At 72.5% G+C, this 21889-nt stretch carries 19 protein-coding genes; 12 read left to right on the top strand and 7 right to left on the bottom strand.

The window, feature by feature from the left end:
- Nucleotides 1-148: 148 nt before the first annotated feature.
- Together ACIO1C_RS11710 and ACIO1C_RS11715 are read left to right on the top strand one after the other, a co-directional pair.
- Complete coding sequence (locus ACIO1C_RS11710) at nt 149-808, top strand: alpha/beta hydrolase (RefSeq protein ID WP_401861394.1); 660 nt, start codon at nt 149-151, stop codon at nt 806-808.
- A 30-nt stretch (nt 809-838) separates the two neighbouring features.
- The gene (locus tag ACIO1C_RS11715) at nt 839-1546 is read left to right on the top strand and encodes a dienelactone hydrolase family protein (protein WP_401861396.1); all 708 of its coding nucleotides are present in this window, start codon (nt 839-841) and stop codon (nt 1544-1546) included.
- Nucleotides 1547-1606: 60 nt separating this feature from the next.
- Here the strand turns inward: ACIO1C_RS11715 and ACIO1C_RS11720 are convergent, their stop codons facing one another.
- From ACIO1C_RS11720 to ACIO1C_RS11730, 3 genes are all read right to left on the bottom strand, one after another.
- Nucleotides 1607-3580 carry a sigma-70 family RNA polymerase sigma factor gene (locus ACIO1C_RS11720; protein WP_401861397.1) on the bottom strand — a complete coding sequence of 658 codons (1974 nt, stop codon included), beginning with the start codon at nt 3578-3580 and terminating at the stop codon, nt 1607-1609.
- Between the two features lie 140 nt (nt 3581-3720).
- Nucleotides 3721-3900 (bottom strand): hypothetical protein, encoded by a 180-nt coding sequence (locus ACIO1C_RS11725; protein WP_327238085.1) that lies wholly within the window; start codon nt 3898-3900, stop codon nt 3721-3723.
- Nucleotides 3901-4034: 134 nt separating this feature from the next.
- Nucleotides 4035-4940, bottom strand: coding sequence for a UbiA family prenyltransferase (locus ACIO1C_RS11730; protein WP_401861400.1), 906 nt, complete (start codon nt 4938-4940; stop codon nt 4035-4037).
- Between the two features lie 190 nt (nt 4941-5130).
- Between ACIO1C_RS11730 and ACIO1C_RS11735 the strand changes: the two genes are divergently transcribed.
- From ACIO1C_RS11735 to ACIO1C_RS11745, 3 genes are read left to right on the top strand one after another with little or no spacing between them, the layout of a single operon-like run.
- Nucleotides 5131-6183 carry a type III polyketide synthase gene (locus ACIO1C_RS11735; RefSeq protein WP_401861403.1) on the top strand — a complete coding sequence of 351 codons (1053 nt, stop codon included), beginning with the start codon at nt 5131-5133 and terminating at the stop codon, nt 6181-6183.
- Nucleotides 6184-6196: 13 nt separating this feature from the next.
- Complete coding sequence (locus ACIO1C_RS11740; protein ID WP_401861405.1) at nt 6197-6721, top strand: isoprenylcysteine carboxyl methyltransferase family protein; 525 nt, start codon at nt 6197-6199, stop codon at nt 6719-6721.
- Nucleotides 6718-7734: an NAD(P)/FAD-dependent oxidoreductase gene (locus ACIO1C_RS11745; protein ID WP_401861407.1), complete on the top strand. Its 1017-nt coding sequence runs from the start codon at nt 6718-6720 to the stop codon at nt 7732-7734. Before ACIO1C_RS11740 ends, ACIO1C_RS11745 begins: the two co-directional genes overlap by 4 nt.
- Before the next feature lie 39 nt (nt 7735-7773).
- Here the strand turns inward: ACIO1C_RS11745 and ACIO1C_RS11750 are convergent, their stop codons facing one another.
- Entirely contained in the window at nt 7774-9030 is a 1257-nt protein-coding gene (locus tag ACIO1C_RS11750; protein WP_401861410.1) for a DUF4032 domain-containing protein, read from the bottom strand.
- Nucleotides 9031-9285: 255 nt separating this feature from the next.
- On the opposite strand from ACIO1C_RS11750, the gene ACIO1C_RS11755 reads away from it, so the two are divergent.
- Both ACIO1C_RS11755 and ACIO1C_RS11760 read left to right on the top strand, forming a co-directional pair.
- Complete coding sequence (locus ACIO1C_RS11755) at nt 9286-10755, top strand: MFS transporter (RefSeq protein WP_401861411.1); 1470 nt, start codon at nt 9286-9288, stop codon at nt 10753-10755.
- Entirely contained in the window at nt 10752-11390 is a 639-nt protein-coding gene (locus ACIO1C_RS11760; RefSeq protein ID WP_401861414.1) for a TetR family transcriptional regulator, read from the top strand. The genes ACIO1C_RS11755 and ACIO1C_RS11760 overlap by 4 nt, the downstream gene beginning before the upstream one ends.
- Nucleotides 11391-11406: 16 nt before the next feature.
- Here the strand turns inward: ACIO1C_RS11760 and ACIO1C_RS11765 are convergent, their stop codons facing one another.
- Complete coding sequence (locus ACIO1C_RS11765; protein WP_401861416.1) at nt 11407-13152, bottom strand: TIGR03767 family metallophosphoesterase; 1746 nt, start codon at nt 13150-13152, stop codon at nt 11407-11409.
- A gap of 400 nt (nt 13153-13552) precedes the next feature.
- Here ACIO1C_RS11765 and ACIO1C_RS11770 point away from each other — a divergent pair, with 400 nt between their 5' ends.
- The 5 genes from ACIO1C_RS11770 to ACIO1C_RS11790 are packed head-to-tail and all read left to right on the top strand — an operon-like array spanning nt 13553 to nt 19944.
- Entirely contained in the window at nt 13553-14956 is a 1404-nt protein-coding gene (locus ACIO1C_RS11770; protein ID WP_401861418.1) for an aldehyde dehydrogenase family protein, read from the top strand.
- Nucleotides 14953-16503, top strand: coding sequence for a sugar ABC transporter ATP-binding protein (locus ACIO1C_RS11775; RefSeq protein ID WP_401861421.1), 1551 nt, complete (start codon nt 14953-14955; stop codon nt 16501-16503). The genes ACIO1C_RS11770 and ACIO1C_RS11775 overlap by 4 nt, the downstream gene beginning before the upstream one ends.
- Complete coding sequence (locus ACIO1C_RS11780) at nt 16500-17531, top strand: ABC transporter permease (RefSeq protein ID WP_401861423.1); 1032 nt, start codon at nt 16500-16502, stop codon at nt 17529-17531. The genes ACIO1C_RS11775 and ACIO1C_RS11780 overlap by 4 nt, the downstream gene beginning before the upstream one ends.
- Nucleotides 17528-18496 carry a substrate-binding domain-containing protein gene (locus tag ACIO1C_RS11785; protein ID WP_401861425.1) on the top strand — a complete coding sequence of 323 codons (969 nt, stop codon included), beginning with the start codon at nt 17528-17530 and terminating at the stop codon, nt 18494-18496. Before ACIO1C_RS11780 ends, ACIO1C_RS11785 begins: the two co-directional genes overlap by 4 nt.
- Nucleotides 18496-19944 (top strand): mucin-5B, encoded by a 1449-nt coding sequence (locus ACIO1C_RS11790; RefSeq protein WP_401861428.1) that lies wholly within the window; start codon nt 18496-18498, stop codon nt 19942-19944. Before ACIO1C_RS11785 ends, ACIO1C_RS11790 begins: the two co-directional genes overlap by 1 nt.
- A 47-nt stretch (nt 19945-19991) precedes the next feature.
- On the opposite strand, the gene ACIO1C_RS11795 is transcribed toward ACIO1C_RS11790, so the two are convergent.
- Both ACIO1C_RS11795 and ACIO1C_RS11800 read right to left on the bottom strand, forming a co-directional pair.
- Nucleotides 19992-21299: an RNA polymerase sigma factor gene (locus ACIO1C_RS11795; protein ID WP_401862167.1), complete on the bottom strand. Its 1308-nt coding sequence runs from the start codon at nt 21297-21299 to the stop codon at nt 19992-19994.
- A complete protein-coding gene (locus ACIO1C_RS11800; protein WP_401861430.1) occupies nt 21287-21616 on the bottom strand; it encodes a YciI family protein in 330 nt (109 codons plus the stop codon). The genes ACIO1C_RS11795 and ACIO1C_RS11800 overlap by 13 nt, the downstream gene beginning before the upstream one ends.
- Between the last annotated feature and the right edge of the window lie 273 nt (nt 21617-21889).

Raw genomic sequence — 21889 nt, forward strand, 5'->3', positions numbered from 1 at the left:
ATGTGGACAAGGGAGGGCACTGCTTGAAGCTTCAATGACGAGGCGTAGTGTGCTGGAGGGTGCGGGACCGCCTCGGGCGTCCGGCCGGAGCCCGCGCACGCCCGTGCGCGCCGGGCCGCCCCGTACAAGGACGAGAAGAGCCGCCGCCATGCCCCACGCAGAACAGTCCCCGGTGTCCCCCCTGGTCGTCCGCTGGTCGCGCGCGGAGGGTGACCGGGACGATACGCCCCTGCTCGTGGCGCTGCACGGCCGGGGCTCCGACGAGCGGGCCTTCTCCGGGATCGCCCCGTACCTCCCCGAGGACATCACCATCGCGTTCGTCCGCGCCCCGATCGCGGAGGGCGGCGGCTACGCCTGGTTCACCAACCGGGGGATCGGGCGGCCCGTCGCCGAGTCGATCGCCGGCTCCGCCGGACAGGTCCTCGACTGGCTCGACACGGTGGCCGCCCGGCACACCTCGGTGAGCGTGCTCGGCTTCTCCGGCGGCATGGCGATGGCGGGCGGGCTCCTGCTCGCCCGGCCGGAACGTTTCTCCTCCGCCGTGCTGCTCTCCGGCACCCTGCCCTGGGACGCCGGACTGCCCACCGAACCCGGCCGGCTGGCCGGGGTACGGGTCCTGTGGGGGCGCGACGACGCCGACACCGTGATCCCGGCGGACCTGGTGGTCCGCACGGGGGAGTGGCTGCGCGAGAAGTCCGGCGCCGACCTGGCCGAACGGGTCTACCCCGCCCTCGGCCACGCCATCGGCGAAGGCGAACTGAACGACATCCATACTTTTCTGACGGAGGCGGCCAGCCGCCCTTCGTGAGCACCGTCATTTCCTGCACCTGGAGTCCCCATGCCCACTGATCCCGCCCCGCACAACGTCGAGTTCCCGAGCGCCGGCGCCACCGCCTACGGCTATCTCGCCCTGCCGCCCGCCGGACACGGCCCCGGCGTCATCGTCATCCAGGAGTGGTGGGGGCTGACCGACCACATCAAGGACATCGCCGACCGCCTCGCGCGCGAGGGCTTCGTCGCCCTGGCACCGGACCTCTACGGGCGGACGGTGGCGCACGACTCCGCCGAGGCGCTGCGCATGATGAACGAACTGCCCACGGCCCGGGGCGTCGAACTGCTCGAAGGCGCCGTGAGCCACCTGCTCTCCCGGGAGGAGACACGCGGCGACACGGTCGGCGCCGTCGGCTTCTGCATGGGCGGCGGGTTCGTCCTCAGCCTCGCCGCAGCGGACCAACGGGTCTCCGCCGCCGTCCCGTTCTACGGCGTCAACCGCGACGGAGTCCCGGACTTCTCCCATCTGAAGGCGCAGATCCTGGGCCACTACGGGGAGTCGGACGAGGGTGTGCCGCCGTCGTCCCTCGTCCCGATCGAGGCGGCCATCGAAGACGGGGGCTCCGGCATCGTCCCGACGTTCCACCTGTACGCCGGTGCGGGCCACGCCTTCTTCAACGACGGCCGCCCCGAGGCGTACCACGCCGAAGCCGCCGAACTGGCCTGGTCGCGCACCCTCGACTTCCTGCACGCCCAGCTCGACCCGGCGGTCTGACCCCGGCCTTCCGGCCTCGCCCGCTGCTCCCGCGGTGACGCCGGAGCAGCGGGCCGGCCGTCACCGGGCGTCGCGAAACGCCCGCCCCGCAGGGGTGATGGCCGGCCCGCTGCGGTACAGGCCGGTGCTGGGACCGGTGTCGGACGCGGGCAGGCCGAACCACGCCCAGCGCTGGACGTACGGCAGGCCCGCGAGCATCTTCGCCGCCGAGGCCAGGAACGCCGCCTGCTGGTCCTCGGTGGGGAAGCGCGGCGTCGCCTGCGAGAAGTCGGTGAGCGCGAACTCCGTCAGCCAGACGGGCTTCCCGTAGCGCGCGTGGACCGCCTCGATGTACGAGCGCAGCTGGCCGACGGCCGCCTCCGTACGGAAGTCGCCCCCGTACCAGTGCAGGGTGATGAAGTCGACGCGGTAGCCACGGGACGTGGCGCCGCTCATGAAACGGTCCAGCCACCCCCCGGCGGTGTCCCCGCCGAAGGCGACCGCGGGGCTGCCCAGGATCTTGCCGTTGTCCTGCAACTTGGGCCACAGCGCGAGGGCCTGATCGACCGTCATGTTCGACTGGGCGCCCATGTCCGGCTCGTTGAAGCCGAGGAGGTACGGTCCCGCCGCGCGCGCCCGCGCGAGATTCGCCGCGTCGACGGAGTCCTTGCCCCAGATCATCGGGACGTACTCGGCCGAGCCGGAGCCGACGAAGGAGTGGTCGGTGCCCCAGGTGTAGTACCACCCGGCTCCGGAGTCGCTCAGCGCCTTGGTGGCACCGCCGTTCCAGTTCCAGACCCCCACTCCCTTGCGGGCCGACGCGACCGGTGCGGTCCTGGGCGGCGGGGCGGCCGCGCGCCGGGTGGGTTTCGCGGACGGTTGGGGCTTCGCCTTGGGCTTGGCCTTGGCCTTGGGGGAACGGGACGCCGAGGGGGAGGGCGAGGCCGGCCGCCGTGGTGACGCCGACGACGCGGCGGGGGCGGCGGCGGGTGCGTCCGCGGTGGTCACGGCGGTGTCCTTGGCCGGCGACTCACCGGGCAGGAACGCGACCACGAGCAGGGCCGCCGCGGCCACCGCCCCCGCCGCGAGGCTCACGGTCAGACCACGCCTGCGCTGTACGGTCCTGCGGGCGGCCCGGCGGCGCCCGGCGCGCCCGCCCGTACCGTCCCGGCCGGTCCCCCGGTCCGCGTTCCCGAGGACCGTGATGTCGTGCGCCGACGCCGCGTTCGTGTCCAGGCCCGCGGCGGCGGAGGCGCTCCAGGAGACCGCGTCGGCCGGGAGCGGCAGCAGCGGCAGCCCGCCGAGCAGCCGTTCCACCGGCACCCGCTGGTCGTCCCCCGCGCCGCAGACCGCACACGCGCGCAGGTGCCGGGCGAACCGCTTGCGCCACAGCGGACCCGGCTCCCCGGGCCACCGCTCGGTCAGGGAGTCCAGTCCGTGGCACCGTTCCTTCCCGGCGTCGGCTGCCAGCGCCCGTACGATGCCCCGGCACACCTCTATCTGCTCCCGGAGGCGCTGCACCCGTACCGCCGCGTGCCGTCCTGACAGCCCGAGCGCCTCGGCCAGTTCGGTACGGCTGACCTCGCCGGTCGCCTCCAGCCACCACAGGGACAGCAGGGTGCGGTCGTCCTTGTCGAGCCAGCGCGTCGCCTCCGCGACCTCCCGCCGCTGGTCCGTGAGGCCCAGGCGCAGGATGGTGACGGAGGCGAAGTCCGAGGAGGGGTCGGCGACTTGATCGGCCGCCTCCAAGGACGCGGTACGGTCCAGGGCCGCCGCACGGTGCTGCTCACGGTCGCGCACCTGCCGTACCGCGATGGCCACCGCCCAGGAGCGGAACGCGTCGGGATCGCGCAGCCCCGGCAGCCCCCGCACGATCCTGACCAGGGTCTCCTGGACCACGTCGTCCACATCGCTGTGGCCGTCGAGCGCCCGCCCCACGATGTTGTAGATCAGCGGCATGCCGGCCGCCACCAAGGCGTCCAGCGCCCGCGGATCACCTCCACGGGCGGCGAGCACCGTGGCACGATCGGGTCCATTGCGGTCACTTCGGTACACGACGCTCCACCTTGTTCTCGTCCGTCACTCAGGAGACGGCGCGGCGCGGTGCCGGACAACAGAAAACCAGGTGGAATTTTCTCGGATCTTCGCGGGGTGCGGGGTCCGGTGCGCGTGGAGGCGGGCCGGCGCCGAGCGGGTCAGCGGCGACGGCGGCGCGGCGCCCAGCCCGTACCGAGTCCCGCGACGTGCAGCGCGAGCAGCGTCAGGCCGAGGAGCGACAGGCTCGTCGGGGTGAAGATGGCGTGGTCCACCGAGGTCTCGGTGCCGTTGATGATGAAGGCGATCGCGAAGAGCGCCGCCGCTATGAAGCCGAGCATCTGTCTTCTCCCGGTGTTCCGAAGGCCGGCCGCGGCGGAACGCCGTGGTCGTGCCGTGGCACCCGGGTGCCCCCGGCCGCGCGGTTCAGTCCTCCGGCGCGTACCGAAACCTGACGTGGTGTCAGGCGGGCGGCTCAGGACGGGCCCGCGCCCTGCCACAGCAGCAGCGCCACATCGACCCCGGCGACCAGGATCGCCGCCCGGAACGGCACCTTGGGCCACCGGCGCCCCAGCACCGACCCGCCCGTCGCGGCCACCAGCGCCCCGGCGACGGCGGCGATCCCGAGCGGGCCGGGACGTCCGGCCGCCAGCAGGACCGTGGCCGCCACCAGCGGGGCGGGCAGCAGCAGCCGTACCGCCGCGGGGCCGAGCCGCTGCGGCCAGCCGCGTACGCCCGTGGCCAGGTCGTCGTCGATGTCCGGCAGGACGTTGCCCAGGTGGGCGCCGACCCCCACCAGCGCGGACGCCGTCACGACCCACCACGCGGGCGCCGGGGTGCCCGGCAGGCCGAGGGTCACGAAGGCGGGCAGGGACGCGAACCCGACCGCGTACGGCAGCCACGAGACGACGGTCCGCTTGAGGCGGAGGTTGTACGCCCAGGCGGCGCCCACACCGACCAGGTGGACCGCCCCGGCGAGCAGCCCGTACGCGAGGGACAGCGGGACGCACAGGACCAGGGCGGCGCAGGCCGCGACGCCCACGGTCCGCGCGTCGACCGTCCCGTCCGCCACCGGCTTGTCGCCGCGGTGTGTCGCGGTGTCGCGTGCGGCGTCGACCGCGTCGTTGCTCCAGCCGACCGACAACTGTCCCGCCAGCACGGCGACGGCCGCCAGCGCGGTGCCGGCGGCGTTCTGCCCCGCGGCCACCGCGAGCCCGGTGACGAGCAGCGTGACCGCCACGGTGGGGCCGGGGTGACAGGCCCTCAGCAGCCCGGCCACCGTGCCGCGCGACCACCGGCCGGGCACGTCGCCGAGAGGCGTGCGGGCCTCTGCCCCGGCCGCCGTCCCGGGCCCTGCCTCTGCTCGCTCGATCGCGTCCACGTCCTCATCGTAGGCCGCCCGCAGGCGGGTTGGGGGCGCGTCACCGGAGGGCTGTACGGGTGACGGGTCTCCAGACCCCCCAGGCGGCCGCCCAGGGGCTTTCGCGGGGCCGTACAGGCGACTTCGGGTGTGGCGGCGCGGAGCGGGGGCAGGAATGGCACGTCCCACATCCCCCAGCCTCGGACCGCAGATGACTCGCATCGCAGCCGTCCATGGAGCCCTGGCTCCGCATCAGCACAGCCAACAAGAGCTCACCGACATGGTCGCGAAGACGTGTCTGCCGGTGGGAGCCGACCGCCGGGTCCTGGACCGGGTGCACCGCGGCGCACGGGTGGACACCCGCCACACGGCACTGCCCTTGGAGGCGTACGGGGATCTCAAGGACTTCGGGGCCAGCAACGACGCCTTCATCGCCGCGGCCGTGCCGCTGGGCGCCGAGGTCGTCGGCGCCGCGCTGGACGAGGCGGGCCTGTCCCCCCGCGACGTCGACCTGCTGATGTTCACCTCGGTCACGGGCATCGCGGCCCCCTCCGTGGACGCCCGGCTGGTGGGACTGCTCGGGATGCGGCCGGATGTCAGGAGGGTCCCGATCTTCGGTCTCGGGTGTGTCGCCGGGGCGGCGGGCATCTCGCGGCTCGACGACTACCTGCGGGGACGCCCCGACGACGTGGCGGTGCTGCTCTCGGTCGAGCTGTGCTCGCTGACCCTGCAGCGTGACGACATGTCGGGCGCCAACCTGGTCGCCTCCGCGCTCTTCGGGGACGGCGCCTCGGCCCTGGTCGCCACCGGCGCCAGGCGCCGGGGGGCGGGGCCGGTCGTGGTCGACACCCGCAGCCACATGTACCCGGACACCCAGGAGGTCATGGGCTGGGACATCACGGGCTCCGGCTTCCGGATCGTGCTGGACGCGGTCGTCCCCGACCTCGTACGGAAGAACCTGGCGCCGGAAGTGGACTCCTTCCTCGCCGACCACGGCCTCACCCGCGACGACATCACCGCCTGGGTGTGCCACCCGGGCGGGCCGAAGGTGCTGGAGGCGATGGAGGACGTCCTCGAACTGCCGGACGGGGCGCTGGACCTGACGTGGCGTTCGCTGGCGGCGGCCGGGAATCTGTCGTCGTCCTCCGTTCTGCACGTCCTGCGTGACACGCTGGCCGAGCGCCGGCCGCCGGCCGGCAGCGCGGGACTGCTGATCGCCATGGGGCCGGGTTTCTGCTCCGAGATGGTCCTGCTGCGCTGGTAGAGGGAAGGACGAGATGATCTGGTACACCGCGCTGATCCTGGCGGTCGGCGCCGAGCGCCTCGCCGAACTGGTCGTCGCCAAGCGGAACTTGCGCTGGAGCCTGGAGCGCGGAGGGGTCGAGCGGGGGCAGGGGCACTATCCGCCGATGGTGGTCCTGCACACCGGCCTGCTGCTCGGCTGCCTCGCCGAGGTGTGGCTGGCCGACCGGCCGTTCGACGCCGTTCTCGGCTGGTCGATGTTCGCCGTCGCGGTGGCCGCGCAAGGGCTGCGCTGGTGGTGCATCCGCACGCTGGGCCCGCGCTGGAACACCAAGGTGGTGGTCGTCCCGGGGCTGCCGCTGGTGACGGGCGGACCGTACCGGTGGTTCCGTCACCCCAACTACGTGGCGGTGGTGGCCGAAGGGATCGCGCTGCCCCTCGTGCACACCGCCTGGACGACGGCGCTCGTGTTCACCCTGCTCAACGCCTGGCTGCTGACCGTCCGCATAAGGTGCGAGAACCGCGCCCTCGACACGGTCGCCGTCGGCGCCACGACGTGATCGACCTCCTTGTCGCCGGGGGCGGACCCGCGGGACTGGCGACCGCGGTGCACGCCACCCTCGCCGGGATGGAGGCGGTGGTGGTCGAGCCACGCCCCTCCCCGGTCGACAAGGCGTGCGGCGAGGGCGTGATGCCCAGCGGCGTACGGGCGTTGCGCGCCCTGGGTCTGGAACTCCCGCCCGGTCACCCCCTGCGCGGGATCCGGTATGTACGCGGCCCCCATCACGCCGAGGCGCCCTTCGCCGACGGGGCAGGGCTCGGGGTACGCCGTACGGAACTGCACGCGGCCCTCACCCGGCGCGCCGAGGAGGCCGGCGTCAAGATCGTGACGGACCGCGTCGGCGAGATCGGGCAGAGCGAGGACTCCGTCACGGCTGCGGGGCTGCGGGCCCGCTGGCTGGTGGCGGCGGACGGGCTGCACTCGCCGGTACGGCGCGGGCTCGGCCTGGACCTGCCCGACCGCAGGCCCCGGCGGTACGGCCTGCGGCGCCACTACCACGTGAAGCCCTGGACGGACTTCGTGGAGGTGCACTGGTCGGAGGCGGGGGAGGCGTATGTGACCCCCGTCGGCGAGGACATGGTGGGGGTGGCGGTCCTCAGCACCCTGCGGCGCGGCTACGACGAGCATCTCGCCGGCTTCCCGGACCTGCTCGCCCGGCTCGACGGGCCGCCCGCGACCTCCGTGCGCGGGGCGGGCCCGCTGCGGCAGCGGGTGCGACGCCGGACGGCGGGGCGGGTGCTGCTCGTCGGGGACGCGGCGGGATACGTCGACGCGCTCACCGGCGAGGGGGTCGCGCTCGCGCTGGCGTCGGCGGAGGCGGCCGTACGGTGCCTGCGGGCGGGCCGCCCGCAGCGGTACGAGCGTGAGTGGCTGAGGCTCTCCCGGCGTCACCGGCTGCTGACGGAGGGTTTGGTGCGGGTCGCCGGGCGCCCGGCGGGCGCCCGGCTGATCGTCCCGGCGGCGGCCCGCCTGCCGTCGGTCTTCGCGGCGGCGGTGCGGGCGTTGCAGTGAGGGGGCCGTACGCGCGTGACAGGACGCCCCGCGCACCGGTCAGGGCGACAGGCCCGCCGACTCGTCCGCGGCCTGGACGGTCAGCGCGCTCACCACGTGCGGCAGGACGTGCGCGACATAGTCCTCGATGGTCGCCTCCAGCCCCACGTCGCGCCCCGCCTTCTCCGACAGGTACCAGCGGTGCTCCAGCACCTCGTGGTAGATCTGCGCCGCGTCCATCTCCCCGCGCAGCTCGAGCGGAACGGCCCGCACGGTCGGCCGGAACACGTCACGGACCCAGCGGTGCGCGAGCACCTCGGGCCGGGCCCCGAGAGGATCCCCCGGCACGTAGTCGTCCTCCCCGGCCATCCAGCTCTCCAGGTCGTTGAGCAGCCGCCGCGCCTGGTTCTCCTCGGCGTCCAGACCGGTCAGCCGCAGCAGCTGTCGCTGGTGGTGGCCGGCGTCCACGACCTTCGGCAGGAAGGTCACCGTGTCCCCCACGGGTGAGCGCTCGATCTGCATCTCGGCCACGTCGAAGCCCAGGTCGTTGAGCCGCCGTATGCGCCGGTCGATGTAGTGCCGCTTGCCCACCGGGTAGACCGACTCGCGGGTCAGCTCGTGCCAGAGGTCCTCGTACCGCTGGACGATCGCCGCGCCGAACGGGATCGGGTCGACGGACGGGTGCAGCGCCCCCGACGCCTCCAGGTCCATCAGCTCCCCGGCGATGTTCATCCGGGCCAGCTCTATGTCGTACTCCCGCTGGCCCCGGCTGAGGTTCTGCTGGATCTGGCCGGTCTCGGCGTCGACCAGATACGCCGCGTACGCGCCCGCGTCCCGCCGGAACAGCGCGTTCGACAGCGAGCAGTCGCCCCAGGCGAAACCGGCCAGGTGCAGTCGTACGAGCAGCACGGCCAGCGCGTCCATGAGCCGCTTGACGGTGGACGGGCGCATCGTCGACTCGAACATCGAGCGGTACGGCAGGGATCCCTTGAGGTGGCGGGTGATCAGCGCCGACTCCAGCGGCTCGCCGTCCGCGTCCACGCGCCCGGTCACCACCGCCAGCGGGTCCACGGCCGGTATGCCGAGCCGGTGCAGGTCCCGCAGCAGCCCGAACTCCCGTACCGCCGCCCGCTCGGTGATCTCCTTGACCGCCACCACGTCGGGCCCCGCCGACGCGAAGCGGACGACGTGACGCGAGATGCCGCGCGGGAGCGCGACGAGGCATTCTGGGGGCCACTCGTCGAGCGGGGTGTTCCAGGGCAGGTCGAGGAGCACGGCGGGCTGCTCCGGATTGGTCGCGCTGATCTGTAGCGCCATCGCGTCTCCCACGGCGGTTGTCGGGCGCGAACCGGACCCGGAACCGCCGGTACCAGTGTGCCGGGCGGTGCAAGCCCTCCCGGCGGCCGGGGGAGCGGTGTGGTGAACATCTGTGCACCCCGGGGTGCCGGTGGGGGTGCACGGGTGTTTACTCTGAGGGGTGAACGCCTGTGCACCCCTGCCTTGCGCACCCCTGCTGTGACCCGGCGACCCGGCGACCCGGCCGCCGGCCCGCCCGTACGGATGTCAGAAGTGATGTCCGCCCCCGCCCGCGCACCGCACGCCCGCTTCCTGGTGGCGGTGCTCGCCTTCTGCGGAGTGGTCGTCGCCGTCATGCAGACCCTGGTCGTGCCGCTGCTGCCGCACATCCCCCAGCTCACCGGCGCCACCCCGACGGCCGCCAGCTGGCTGGTCACCGTCACTCTCCTCACCGGGGCCGTTTGCACCCCCGTGCTCGGGCGCGTCGGTGACATGTACGGCAAGCGGCGGGTGCTCCTCGCCTCCCTCGGGGTGCTGGTGGCCGGATCCGTGCTGTGCGCGATCAGCTCCCAGATCGCCGTGCTCATCGCGGGCCGCGCCCTCCAGGGCGCGGCGCTCGCGGTCGTCCCGCTCGGCATCAGCATCATGCGCGACGAGCTGCCGCCCGTCCGGGTCCTGCCCTCGATCGGGCTGATGAGTTCGACGCTCGGCATCGGCGCGGCCATCGGTCTGCCGGTCGCCGCGCTGGTGGTGGAGCACTACGACTGGCACACCATGTTCTGGGCGTCGGCCGGACTGGGTCTGCTCGACATGGTGCTCGTCCTGCTCGTCGTACCGGAATCGCCGGTGCGCTCGCGCGGGCGCTTCGACGCCCTCGGCGCGCTGGGGCTGTCCGCCGCCCTGGTGAGCCTGCTGCTCGCGGTCACGCAGGGCGGCTCGTGGGGCTGGACGTCCGTCCGCACGCTGGGTCTGCTCGTCCTCGCCGTCCTGATCGGACTGGTCTGGGGCGCGTACGAACTCCGTACCACCAGCCCCATGGTCGACCTGCGGGTGTCCTCGAAGCCCGCCGTCCTGCTGACGAACATCGCCGCCCTCCTGATCGGCTTCGCCTTCTACGCCAACTCCCTGTCCACCGCGCAGATGGTGCAGGAGCCGAAGAGCACCGGTTACGGTCTCGGCGCGTCGATCGTCGTCAGCGGGCTGTGCCTGCTGCCCGGCGGGCTCGCGATGGTCGCGCTGTCCCCGGTGTCCGCGCGGATCTCCGCGAAGTACGGACCCAAGACGGCCCTGGCACTCGCCGCCGCCATCCTGGCCGTCGGCTATGTGGTGCGGTTCTTCACCAGCCACCAGCTCTGGACGATCATCCTCGGCGCGACCGTCGTCGCGGCCGGGACGGCCATCGCCTACTCGGCGCTGCCCGCGCTCGTCATGCGCGCGGTGCCGGTGAGCGAGACGGGCGCGGCGAACGGGCTGAACACCCTGATGCGGTCGGTCGGGCAGGCGTTCTGCAGTGCCGTGGTCGCCGCGGTGCTCGCCAACGTCACCTTCCAGGTGGACGGGCGGACCGCCCCCACCCTCCACGCGTATCTCCTCGTCTTCCTCATCGCGGCGGGCGCGGCGCTGCTCGCGCTGGCCGTCACCCTGTGTCTGCCGCGTCAGCGCCCTACGGCCACCGGTACCGTCGGGCGGGACAGGGCGGCCCAGGGCGGACGCCCGCCGACGTCGCTCGCCCAGGAGGGCGCATGAACGGGCAGCAGACCGACCACGTCACCGGTGGCACCACCGACGGGGGCGACACGGGGGAGGGTGGTGATACGACGACTGGGGGCGCCGATACGGGAACGGGCCGCCAGGCCATCCTGCGCGCCGCCCGGCGCGCGTTCGCCTTCCGCCCCTACGCCGAGGTGACCATGCGGGCGATCGCCGCCGACGCGGGGGTGAGCCCCTCCCTGATCGTCAAGCATTTCGGCACGAAGGAGCGGCTGTTCAACACCGTCGCCGACTTCGGCCCCGCGGCCGACGCCCTGCTCGCCGCGCCGCCCGCCTCGCTCGGCCGCCACTTGGTGCTGGCCCTGCTGAGCAGCCGCCGGGCGCAGCAGTCCGACCCGCTGCTGCGGGTGGTGTTCTCGCTGGGCAAGGACGACGAACGGATGCTGCTGCGGGAGCGTTTCGACGCCCAGTTCACCCAGCGCCTGGCCGCGCTGCTGCCCGGCGCGGAGGCCGGCCTCCGCGCCGAACTGATCGCGGCCCAGGTTCTCGGCCTCGGCGTGACGCTCAGCCTGTACCGCACGGGCGCGGCGGGACAGTCCACCGACGAGCGCCTGGCGGACCTCTACGCGCCGGGCCTCCAGCGCCTCATCACCCCTGCGGATCCTGTCTAGTTGGCCCGCCGGACGCTCAACGGCGCAGCACCAGCTCGGTGTTGCGGTCCGTGGAGGTGCCCGCGCCGGCCTTGCCCGCGCCCGGTGCGTTGAACGAGAACTCCCGGTACAGGGACGCGAGTCCGGTCTGCGACAGGTCGTGGAAGTCGGTGCGGTGCGGGGCCGACGACTCGATGAGCGTGGTGAACAGGGAGAGGGTGCCGTCGTTGTTGTCGGCGATCTCGACCACCCGGGCCAGCTGCGGGAAGTCGATGTGCGAGGCGGTGGAGATCTCCCAGAAACTCCCGTGCGCCAGCACCGAGTTGCGGTGGCTGTGCCCGTTGACCCAGGCCAGCACGGAGCGGTGCTTCTTGAGCAGCGCGACCACCCCGTCACCGGTGTGCCGGGCCTCGCCGGGCTTGGCGGGGTCACGGTGGGTGTTGGTCATCGTCCAGCTGTTGTGGTGGCTGAAGACGACGACGTACTGGTCCTTGTGGGCGGTGAGCGTGCGCTCCAGCCACGTCAGCTGTTCCGTGCCGAGCGACCCGAGGAAGTGGCCTCCCCGGTCCGTGGTGTCCAGGCTGATGCCGGTGACGTTCTCGCCCATGGGGAAGATGTAGTAAAGCGTGTCGCTGTCGAGGTTGTCCGGCGTGTAGCCGTGTCCCGCGGGGCCCGCCCCCGCGCGTGCCGGGTCGAGGTGCGCGGTCAGGTACTCGCGCGGGCCGAACGGCGCCCGGCCCGGATCGGGCGTGATCGAGCGCATCGACCGCGTGGAGGCCCGCAGCAGGTCGACCAGTCCGCCGCCGGCCGGGCGGCTGCCGCTCTTCAGGGTCTGCCGCAGCGTGGCGGCGTCGCTGTCGGAGATGCCGTACAGCTTCTTCCCCCCGACCGCGAAGTCCGCGAGGAATCCGCCCCGGCCGGCCATGGCGCCGCTCGCCAGCGTGTCGTGGTTGCCGACGGTGGAGAACCACGGGATCCGCAGCCCGGGGCTGTTGACCGGGCGGACCGCCGCCGCGAGGAACCCCTCCATCCGCGGGTAGCCGAGCTTCTTGTCCGTGTCCGGGCGGGCGTCCTCCGGGTGCCAGAACAGCCGCTCGCCGGAGTTCTGGGCGCCCTCGTACCGCTGGGGGTCCCCGGTGTTGGGAGTGACGCGGCCCCCGCTCATCACCGTCAGGAACCAGTCCAGCTCCGCCCGGGAGTTGTTGTCGGTGTTGTCGCCGGTCGTCACCGCGAAGGAGAACGGGGCGCCGGTGGCGGGCCCGTCGCGCAGGGCGTTGATCTGCTCGACCAGGGCGACCGCGCCCGGCACGGTCAGGGCCTCCTGGGGGCGCCACGACGACAGGTCCGTGGAGCGCAGGTACTCCGTGCGCACCGGGTGCTGGACGTCCACCAGGTGCAGGTCCGTGAGCTGGACGAACGAGCTGAGAACGGTACGCCGTCCCTCGCGGCCCGACCGGGGAGCGGCCAGATCGTCCCGTACGACCCTGCGCCAGCCGGGCCCGTCGCCCAGGCGGCGGTACGGTACGGCCGCGCCGCGCGGCGAGGCCACCGTGTCGAGGGTGGTGCGGGCGGGGAGGGGCCGCGGGCGAACGGGAACGGGGGAGGCCGGCGGGCGGGTCGCGGGGACGGCCGGGGCGGTCGGCGCGGCCGCCGCCGAGGCCTCGCCCGAGCCGCCGCCCGCGCCGAGCGCGAGTCCGATTCCCGCCGAGACGCCGACCGCCCCGGTGGCGGTGAGGAAGGACCGGCGGTCGACAGCGGTGACTGCGGAGCGTATGCGTGTCATGGTGCGGTCTCCCCGAGTGCGAACGCATCAGCAAGCGTGCCGGGGGTCGGCCCCCTGGCTACTCCTTGATGGTTGGCACCGGGTGTGGCCTGCGCGTGAACGACGTTCCAACGCTCGACACCCATCACCGCACAGGGATCACCGGCGGCGGCGAACCGTCGCCGGGCCCTCCCGCGCTGTACCGGAGCCGGTCACTCCCCGTTCATCGCCGGGGGAAGACGCGCCGCGCGCGGGACTCCCGCCCCGCCGATCGGACCCCCGTCCGTGCCCGAACGATCACGACCCCTGTGGTCCAGCCATTTTGTTTTATCTGTTGACGAATTACGGAGGGTGCGCCAGCATCGCAGCGACTTTCCGCAGAAATGACCAACTGCCAAAGCCAGTACAGGGAGAGCGACGCATGTCGACCCGTACCGCACCGCTGCCCGTGCACAATCCAGGAACAGGCGAGCTCCTCGGCGAGATCGAGGACAGCACTCCGGAACAGCTCACCGCCGCCCTCGCCACCGCGGAACGCGGCCAGCGCGCCATGGCCGCCCTGCCCGCCCACGAGCGGGCCCAACTGCTCCTCCGTATCGCCGACTTGATCGAGTCCGAGGCCGCCGGCCTGGCCCGGCTGCTCGCCGCGGAGAACGGCAAGCCCCTCTTCCAGACGACCGAGGAGGTCAAGGCGGCGATCCGGATCTTCCGCGGGTACGCCGGCGAGGCGACCCGGCTCTTCGGCCGGCAGATCCCCCTCGACGCCGTGCCCGGGCTGGAGCGCCACCTCGCCGTGACCGTCCGCGAACCCCTGGGCCCCGTCGCCGCCCTGGTGCCGTTCAACTACCCGGTCGAGCTTTACGCGCACAAGGCCGCCGCCGCGCTCGCCGCGGGCAACGCCGTGCTCGTCCACCCGCCCGTACGCTGCCCGCTCGCCCTGGTGCGCATCGCCGAACTGGTCGCCCGCGCCGGCGCTCCCGAAGGCGCCCACCAGCTCCTCACCGGAGGCGTCCACGTCTCCCAGGAACTGGCCTCCCGGCCCGGCGCCGCCGCCGTCAGCCTCACCGGCAGCACCCACGCCGGCCGCGAGATCGCCCGCCGCGCCGCCGACACCCTCAAGAAGGTCCACCTCGAACTCGGCGGCAACGACGCCCTGATCGTCTGCGACGACGCCGACGTGGAGGCCGCCGCGGAAGCCGTCGTCCTCGGCCGGCTGGCCCGGGGCAACGGCCAGATCTGCTGCGCGGTCAAGCGGGTGTACGTCCAGGACGGCATCCACGACGCGTTTGTGGACGCCCTCCTCGCGGGCGCCGCCAAACTCACCGTCGGCGACCAGCTGGCCGACGGCACCGACGTCGGACCGCTGATCAGCGAGGAAGCGGCCGAACGTGTCGAGGCCGCCGTCGCCGCGCTCGTCTCCGACGGCGCGCGCAAGGCCGCCGGAGGCGGCCGCCGGGGCGCGTTCAGCGATCCCACCGTGCTCGTCGACGTCCCCGCGGACAGCCCGGCGCTCGCCGCCGAGATCTTCGGCCCGGTCGCGCCCGTCGCCCGGTTCACCGACCCCTTCGACGCCGTACGGATGGCCAACGAATCGCCGTACGGACTCCAGGCCGCCGTCTTCACCCAGGACATCCGGCGCGCCTTCCAGCTCGCCCACCGGCTCGACGTCGGCGGGGTCGTCATCAACGGCTCCACCGCGCTGCGCGCCGAGAACCTGCCCTTCGGCGGCCCCAAGGACACCGGAGGCTCCGCCGAGGGCCTGCACGACACGGCGCTGGAGTTCACCCGCCAGAAGACCATCGTGGTGATGGAGGCCCTCGGGTGACCAGCACGACCCGTACACCCCCGGCCCCCCGGCCGTCCGCCCCGCCCGCCCTGGAGATCCGCGGGGTGCGCAAGGCGTACGGCGCCACCGAGGTGCTGCACGGCGTCGACCTGACCGGGCACGCCGGTGAGGTCCTCGCGGTGGTCGGCGCCAACGGGGCCGGCAAGTCCACCCTGATCAAGATCCTGGCCGGCGCCGAGCGGATGAGCGCCGGTGAACTCCTGCTCGACGGCGTCCACGTCGACCTGCGCTCCCCGCACGACGCACACCTCCACGGCATCCGTACGGTCCACCAGGAACTGACCCTCGTACCCGAACTGTCCGTCACCGAGAACCTCCTCATGGGGCACTTCCCCCGCAAGCTGGGCGGCTTCATCGACTGGCGGGCCGCCCATGCCCGCGCCCGGGACCTGCTGGAGTCCATCGGCTACGGAGCCATCGACCCCCGCACCCGGGCGGGCCGCCTCACGGTCGCCAGACAACAGATGGTCGAGATCGCCAAAGCGCTGGTCAGCGAAGGCGGCGAGCCCCGGGTGCTGGTCCTCGACGAGCCCTCCGCCGTGCTGGCGGGCAACGACCTGGAGGCGCTCTTCGCGCTCATCCGCCGCTTACAGGAGCGCGGCGTCCTCATCGTGTACGTCTCCCACCGCCTCGCCGAGGTGACCGAACTCGCCACCTCCATCGTGGTGATCAAGGACGGCCGGGCCGTCGCCACCACCACGCCCGACCGCACCGACGAGAACGAACTCATCCGCCTGATGGCAGGCCGCCGGCCGGGACAGCTCTACCCGGACCGCCGCCACGACCCGGGCGCACCGCTGCTCACCGTCTCCGGACTGCACCGCCCGGGGGAGTTCGCCGACATCTCCTTCACCCTGCGGGCGGGCGAGATCACCGGACTGTTCGGCCTGGTCGGCTCCGGGCGCAGCGAACTGGCCCGCTGTGTCTTCGGCGCCGAACCCGCCCGCTCCGGGACCGTCAGAACGGCCGGCGGCACCGCCGACCGCTTCCGTACCCCGCGTGAGGCGATCGCCGCCGGCCTCGCCCTGGTCACCGAGGACCGCAAACGCACCGGCCTGGTCCTCGGCCTGTCCACCGCCGAGAACATCGGCCTCACCACCCTGCGCGCCTTCACCAAGGGCCCGCTGCTCGACACCGGTGAACGCGGGCGCCAGGTCGAGTCGATGGTGCGGCAGCTGGACATCCGGCCCGCGCACTCCGCGAAACTCCCCGTCCGCGCGCTCAGCGGCGGCAACCAGCAGAAGGCCGTCCTCGCCAAATGGCTGCTCACCGGACCCCGGGTGCTGCTGCTGGACGAGCCCACCCGGGGCGTGGACATGGCCACCCGCGCCGAGATCTACCGGATGCTCGACCGGCTCGCCAGGGACGGGCTCGCCGTCCTGCTGATCTCCTCCGACCTCACCGAGGTGCTGGGCGCCACCGACCGGGTGCTGGTGATGCACGAGGGCCGGATCGCCGCGGACCTCCCTTCGGACCGTACGACCGAGGACACCGTCCTCGCCCACGCGATCGGACACGCCGCATGACCGACCAACTGACCAAGCCCCCCGAGTCGAACGGTCCCGGCGAGCCGACGCGGCCGGCCGGGGACGCGACGCCCGCGCGGCGGACGCCGAGGCTGATCGTCGCCGGGCGCGACCTCACCCTGGAGGCCGGGCTCGCCGTGCTGCTGATCGCGTTCATCGCGGTCGCGGGCTCCACCACCGACGCCTTCCTCACCGAGGGCAACATCACCAATCTGCTCAAGCAGATGGTCACCACCGGCCTGCTGGCCTACGGCATGCTCACCGTCATCCTCACCGGCGGCATCGACCTCTCCGTCGGCTCGGTGGTCGCCTTCTCCGGCATCGTCGCCGCCGGACTGTCGTCCGGGCTCCCCGTCCCCCTCGCCATGCTGGTCGGCATCGTCTCCGGGATGGCCTTCGGGCTGGTCAACGGGACCTTGGTGGCCCGCTTCCAGCTCGCGCCGTTCGTGGTGACACTCGCCGCGCTCACCACCATCAGAGGACTCGCGTTCGTCTACTCGGAGACGCCCGTGGCGCCCGAGAAGGAGGGTTTCTTCGAGCTGGGGTCCGCCGTCCTCGGCCCGATCCCCGTCTCCACCCTGATCATGCTCGGCGTCTTCCTGTTCGGCGGGATCTTCCTCAGCCGCACCCCGGCGGGCCGCTCCCTCGTGGCGATCGGCGGCAGCGCGGAGACCGTCCGGCTGGCCGGCATCGGCGTACGCCGCCACATCGTCCTCGCCTACACCATCAGCGGCGCCTGCGCGGGCCTCGCCGGGGTCATCCTCGCCAGCCGCGTCGGCATCGCCCAGCCCAGTGTCGGCACCGCCTTCGAACTCGACGCGATCGCCGCCTGCGTGATCGGCGGCGCGAGCCTGGCCGGCGGCAAGGGCTCCGTACGGGCCACCTTCGCCGGTGTCCTCGTCCTCGCGCTGATCAACAACCTCCTCAACCTCTACGACGTGCAGAGCTTCTGGCAGCAGGTGCTCAAGGGCCTGATCATCGTCGCCGTCATCCTCGTCCAGCGCAGCGGAAAGGCACGAACCTCATGATCACGAAAAAAGCGTCCGGGGTCCTGGTGGCCGGAGCGCTCGCCGCGTCCCTCGCCGGCTGCTCCTCCGACGGCGGTACGGGAGGCAAGGGCGACGGTTCCTACACCGTCGGCATCGCCAACTTCACGCTCAGCGGTCCCTACTTCAACGGGATGGACCGGGCCATCAAGGCGCAGGCGAAGAAGAAGGGCGTCGAAACCGTCAGCACCGACGCCGGCGGCGACGCGGCGAAGCTCGCCTCCAACGTGGAGGACCTGCTGAGCAAGGACGTCGACGCCGTGATCGTCTCGGGCGGCCCGCTGGAGTCGGCGCCCGCGGTCCTCAACTCCATCAAGGCCGCGGGCAAGCCCGCCGTCCTGGTCGACCGCAAGTTCCGCACCGGCACGTACAGCAGCTGGATCGGCCCCGACAACGAGGCCATCGGCAAGCAGAACGGCCAGTTCCTCGTGGAGCGGCTCACCAAGGGCGGCACCGTCGCCCTCGTCAAGGGCGGTCCCGCCGACAACAGCATCGGCCAGGCCCGTACGAACGGGGTGAAGTCGGCGCTGGAGGGCGCCCCCGGCATCAAGATCGTCGAGGCGCCCGACTTCGGCAACTGGAGCTCGGACGGCGGCCTGACCGTCATGGAGAGCCTGCTCGCCTCGCACAGCGACCTCGACGCCGTCTTCTGCGAGAACGACGCCATGTGCCTGGGCGCCCAGCGGGCCATCAAGGACGCCGGCCGCGACAAGGAGATCGTGCTGGCCGGAGTGGACGGCCAGGCGGAAGCGCTCAAGGCCATCCTCGACGGCACCAACTACCTGGTCACCGGACTCAACGACGCCGACGTCATCGGCGGCCTCGGTCTCGACAGGACCGTGGACATCCTCGACGGAAAGAAGACCGAGAAGGACACGGTCGTCCCGTCCCCTCGTGTCACCAAGGAGAACGCCCAGAACTACTACGATCCGGGAGGCAATTTCTGATGACCCGCACTCATCGTTACGCGCTGGCGGGCCTGGTCTGCGGCGCACTCGTCGTTCCCCTCACGCTCGGTACGGCCTCGGCCGCGCCGGACGAGGACGGGAGCACGCGGGCGACGGCGGCCACCCCGGCCGCCGCGCCCGCGGCCGCCGCGCCCAAGGCACCGGCCTGGCAATTACTGCACTCGGAGAACTTCAGCAAGCCGCTCGACCCGAACCGCACCCCCTGGACCCGCGAGACCTACAACCAGCCGTTCGACACCATCATGGAAGACAATGGCCAGTGGTACCGCAACGACTACGGACCCGCCTGGGACACCGCGTTCAACTCCTTCGCCACCTACCGCAAGGAGTTCAAGGTCGGCGACGGCGGCTGGCTCACCGCCTCGCTGTCGGCCCGCGACTGGAACAAGGACGGGCAGATCGAGAAGGCGCCCTCCATCACCAACGGCAGGGCGGCCGGCAAGACCGTCGCCCAGCTCAAGGTGCCCGACCACACCGGCGGCGCCATCTTCCGCCCGACCCAGGCGCTGCCCGACCAGTACCGCATCGAATACCGCCTGAAGACGCTGGACTTCGGCGGGAAGCGCAACGGCACCATCGACTACGGCAACCGCGTCAACGGCTACAGCAAGGACGGCTGCAAGACGCAGCACCCCTGGGGCGAGGGCTCCAACAGCCCCGGCTGGGAGGGTGACGCGTCGGCGCCGTACTGCGAGTGGCAGGACGTCCGGGCCGGAAAGTACGGCTACAACGGCTTCCACTACCTGTCGATCGTCGACTTCGCGAACCCCGCCCCGCGCAATAACCACTTCTGGCACTACCGCCGCAAGGTCCTGATGGACTCCTTCGCCCAGCACCCCGACCGGGTGGGCACCGGCACCGGCGGCCGGGTCTGCAACTCCGCGACGAACACGTACTACGACTACAAGGACAGCAGCTTCAACACGGTCAACATGTGGATCAGCGGCCTGCCCAACTGGAACCCGGGCAAGGGCGGTCTGGCGGGCAATTCGCAGTGGTTCATGACCAGTTGCTCCGGCGGCGTCGCCGAGCAGCAGCTGTCCTCCGCCGCCGAGCTCCAGCCCGAGCTGATGCCGAACCAGGACTACGTCTTCGCCATCGAGCGTGACGCGACCGGCTACACGCTGGAGGCCAGCGGCAACTTCGCCCGCGCCGGGCAGAAGACGCTGCGGTTCCACCGGCCCTTCATCGTCGACAACAAGCCCATCTGGCACTACAACGTCAAGCCCAGTGAGTACGACGGCCGCTTCAACAACACGCTCACACAGAACGACAACAACGGAAGCGCCACCTGGCCGAACCAGTGGCCGGCGGGATCCGCGTACCCGGACTCCTTTGTCATCGGGGACCTGTACACCAATGTGTACGAGGGCAGCGCGAGCCTGACCGACATCAAGATGTTCGTGCCCAAGGCCGCGAAGAAGTAGCGCGCCCCGCACGCCCGGCCGGCAGGGGCCGGGCGTGCGACCGCACCTCACCGCTCCGGCCCTTGCTCACCCTGTGCTTCCGCCTCCGCGAGGCGCCGGGCGAGATGGCGCCGCTCCGCGTCCGTCGGCGCCAGCGCGACCGCCTCGCGGTAGGCGTCCACCGCCCGGTCCCAGCGCCCGAGCCGGCGCAGGAGATCGGCGCGGGTGGCGTACAGCGGGAAGTAGCCGGCCAGTTCCCCCGCCGAGGCGAGGCTCTCCACCAGCGCGAGACCGCGCTCGGGCCCCTCGGCCATGGCAACCGCCACCGCGCGGTTCAGCTCCACCACGGGCCCCGGCGACCACCTGGCCAACTCGCGGTAGAGCAGGGCGATCTGGGGCCAGTCCGTCTCCGCCGCGTCGAACGCCGTCGCGTGGCAGGCCGCGACGGCCGCCTGCACCTGGTACGGCCCCGGCCTGCGCCGCAGCAGCGCGTCCTCCAGGACGGACAGTCCCTCGGCGATCCGGTCACGGTCCCAGAGCGCGCGGTCCTGCCGCTCCAGCGGCACCAGCTCCCCGGAGGCGTCGACCCGCGCGGCACGCCGGGAGTCGTGCAGCAGCATGAGCGCGAGCAGGCCCCGTACCTCCGTGTCGTCCGGCAGCAGTCCGGCCAGCACGCGGGTCAACCGGATGGCCTCGGCGGTCAGTTCACGGCGTACGGGCACCGCGCCGGCCGAGGCGCCGTATCCCTCGTTGTAGAGCAGGTACAGCACACTCAGCACCTCCGCCGTCCGCTCCGGCAGCTGGGCGGCCGACGGCACCCGGAAGGGGATCCGCGCGTGCCGGATCTTGTTCTTCGCCCGGACCAGGCGCTGGGCCATCGTGGACTCGGAGACCAGGAACGCATGGGCGATCTCCGCCGTGCTCAGCCCGGCGAGCGAGCGCAGGGTGAGGGCGACGCGTGCCTCGGGCACGAGCGCGGGGTGGCAGCAGGTGAAGATCAGCCGCAGGCGGTCGTCGGGCAGGGCGCCGTCGCCGTCCATCCCGTCCTCCTGTCCCGTCGGTGCGGCCGTCGGCGCGCGGTCCGCCAGGCCGGCCACCTCCTGTACGGCCCTGGCCTCGGTCCGCGCGCGGCGCAGCCGGTCCAGCGCCCGGTTGCGGGCGGTGGTGGTGAGCCAGGCGCCGGGGCGGCGCGGCACTCCGTCGCGCGGCCAGCGTTCCACCGCCCGGGCGAAGGCGTCCTGCGCGCATTCCTCCGCCAGGTCCCAGTCGCCGGTGAACCGGATCAGGGACGCCACGATCCGGCCCCACTCCTCGGCGTACGCGGCGGCGACCGCGTCGCTCACCGCGCTGCTCACCCCGTCGTTCACTCCGTCCAGAACGGCCACACCTCGACCATGCCGAACCGGGCCATCGGGTGCTTCGACGCGATCTCGACCGCTTCGTCCAGGTCCGCGCACTCGATGACGTCGAAGCCGGCCATGTGCTCCTTCGAGTCGGCGAAGGGACCGTCCGTGAGGAGCAGCGAGCCCTCCCGCACCCGTACGGTCGTGACGTCCTCGGCGGGCCGCACCCGGTCACCCATCAGGCGCGCGCCCCGGCCGTCCATCTCGTCCACCCAGGCCTGGGCGTCGAGTTCCGCCGGGTTGTCGATGGTGACGGAGTCGTCCGTGCAGATCAGCAGCAGATATTTCATGGTTCCTCCTGGGGCGGATGGTGCCTCTGGGTCGTCCTACATCAGTACGACGCGCCTCGCACGACAGGATCGACAGGTCCGCCGAAAAAACTTTTCGGTCCGTACGCATATGCCGTGGGACACCGGGCACACGCATCTTCGACCCGAGTTCGCGGCCCGTCCCCCCGGGCCGCCGAGGTCCTCGGCCCACCGGCCACCCCCTTGCCGGTGCGTGCCCCGGCCCCACCGGCTACCCCCCCTTGCCGGTGGGGCCGCTTCATGCCGCCTCACGCC

It is taken from the genome of Streptomyces sp. NPDC087420 (assembly GCF_044744165.1).
Classification (GTDB): domain Bacteria; phylum Actinomycetota; class Actinomycetes; order Streptomycetales; family Streptomycetaceae; genus Streptomyces.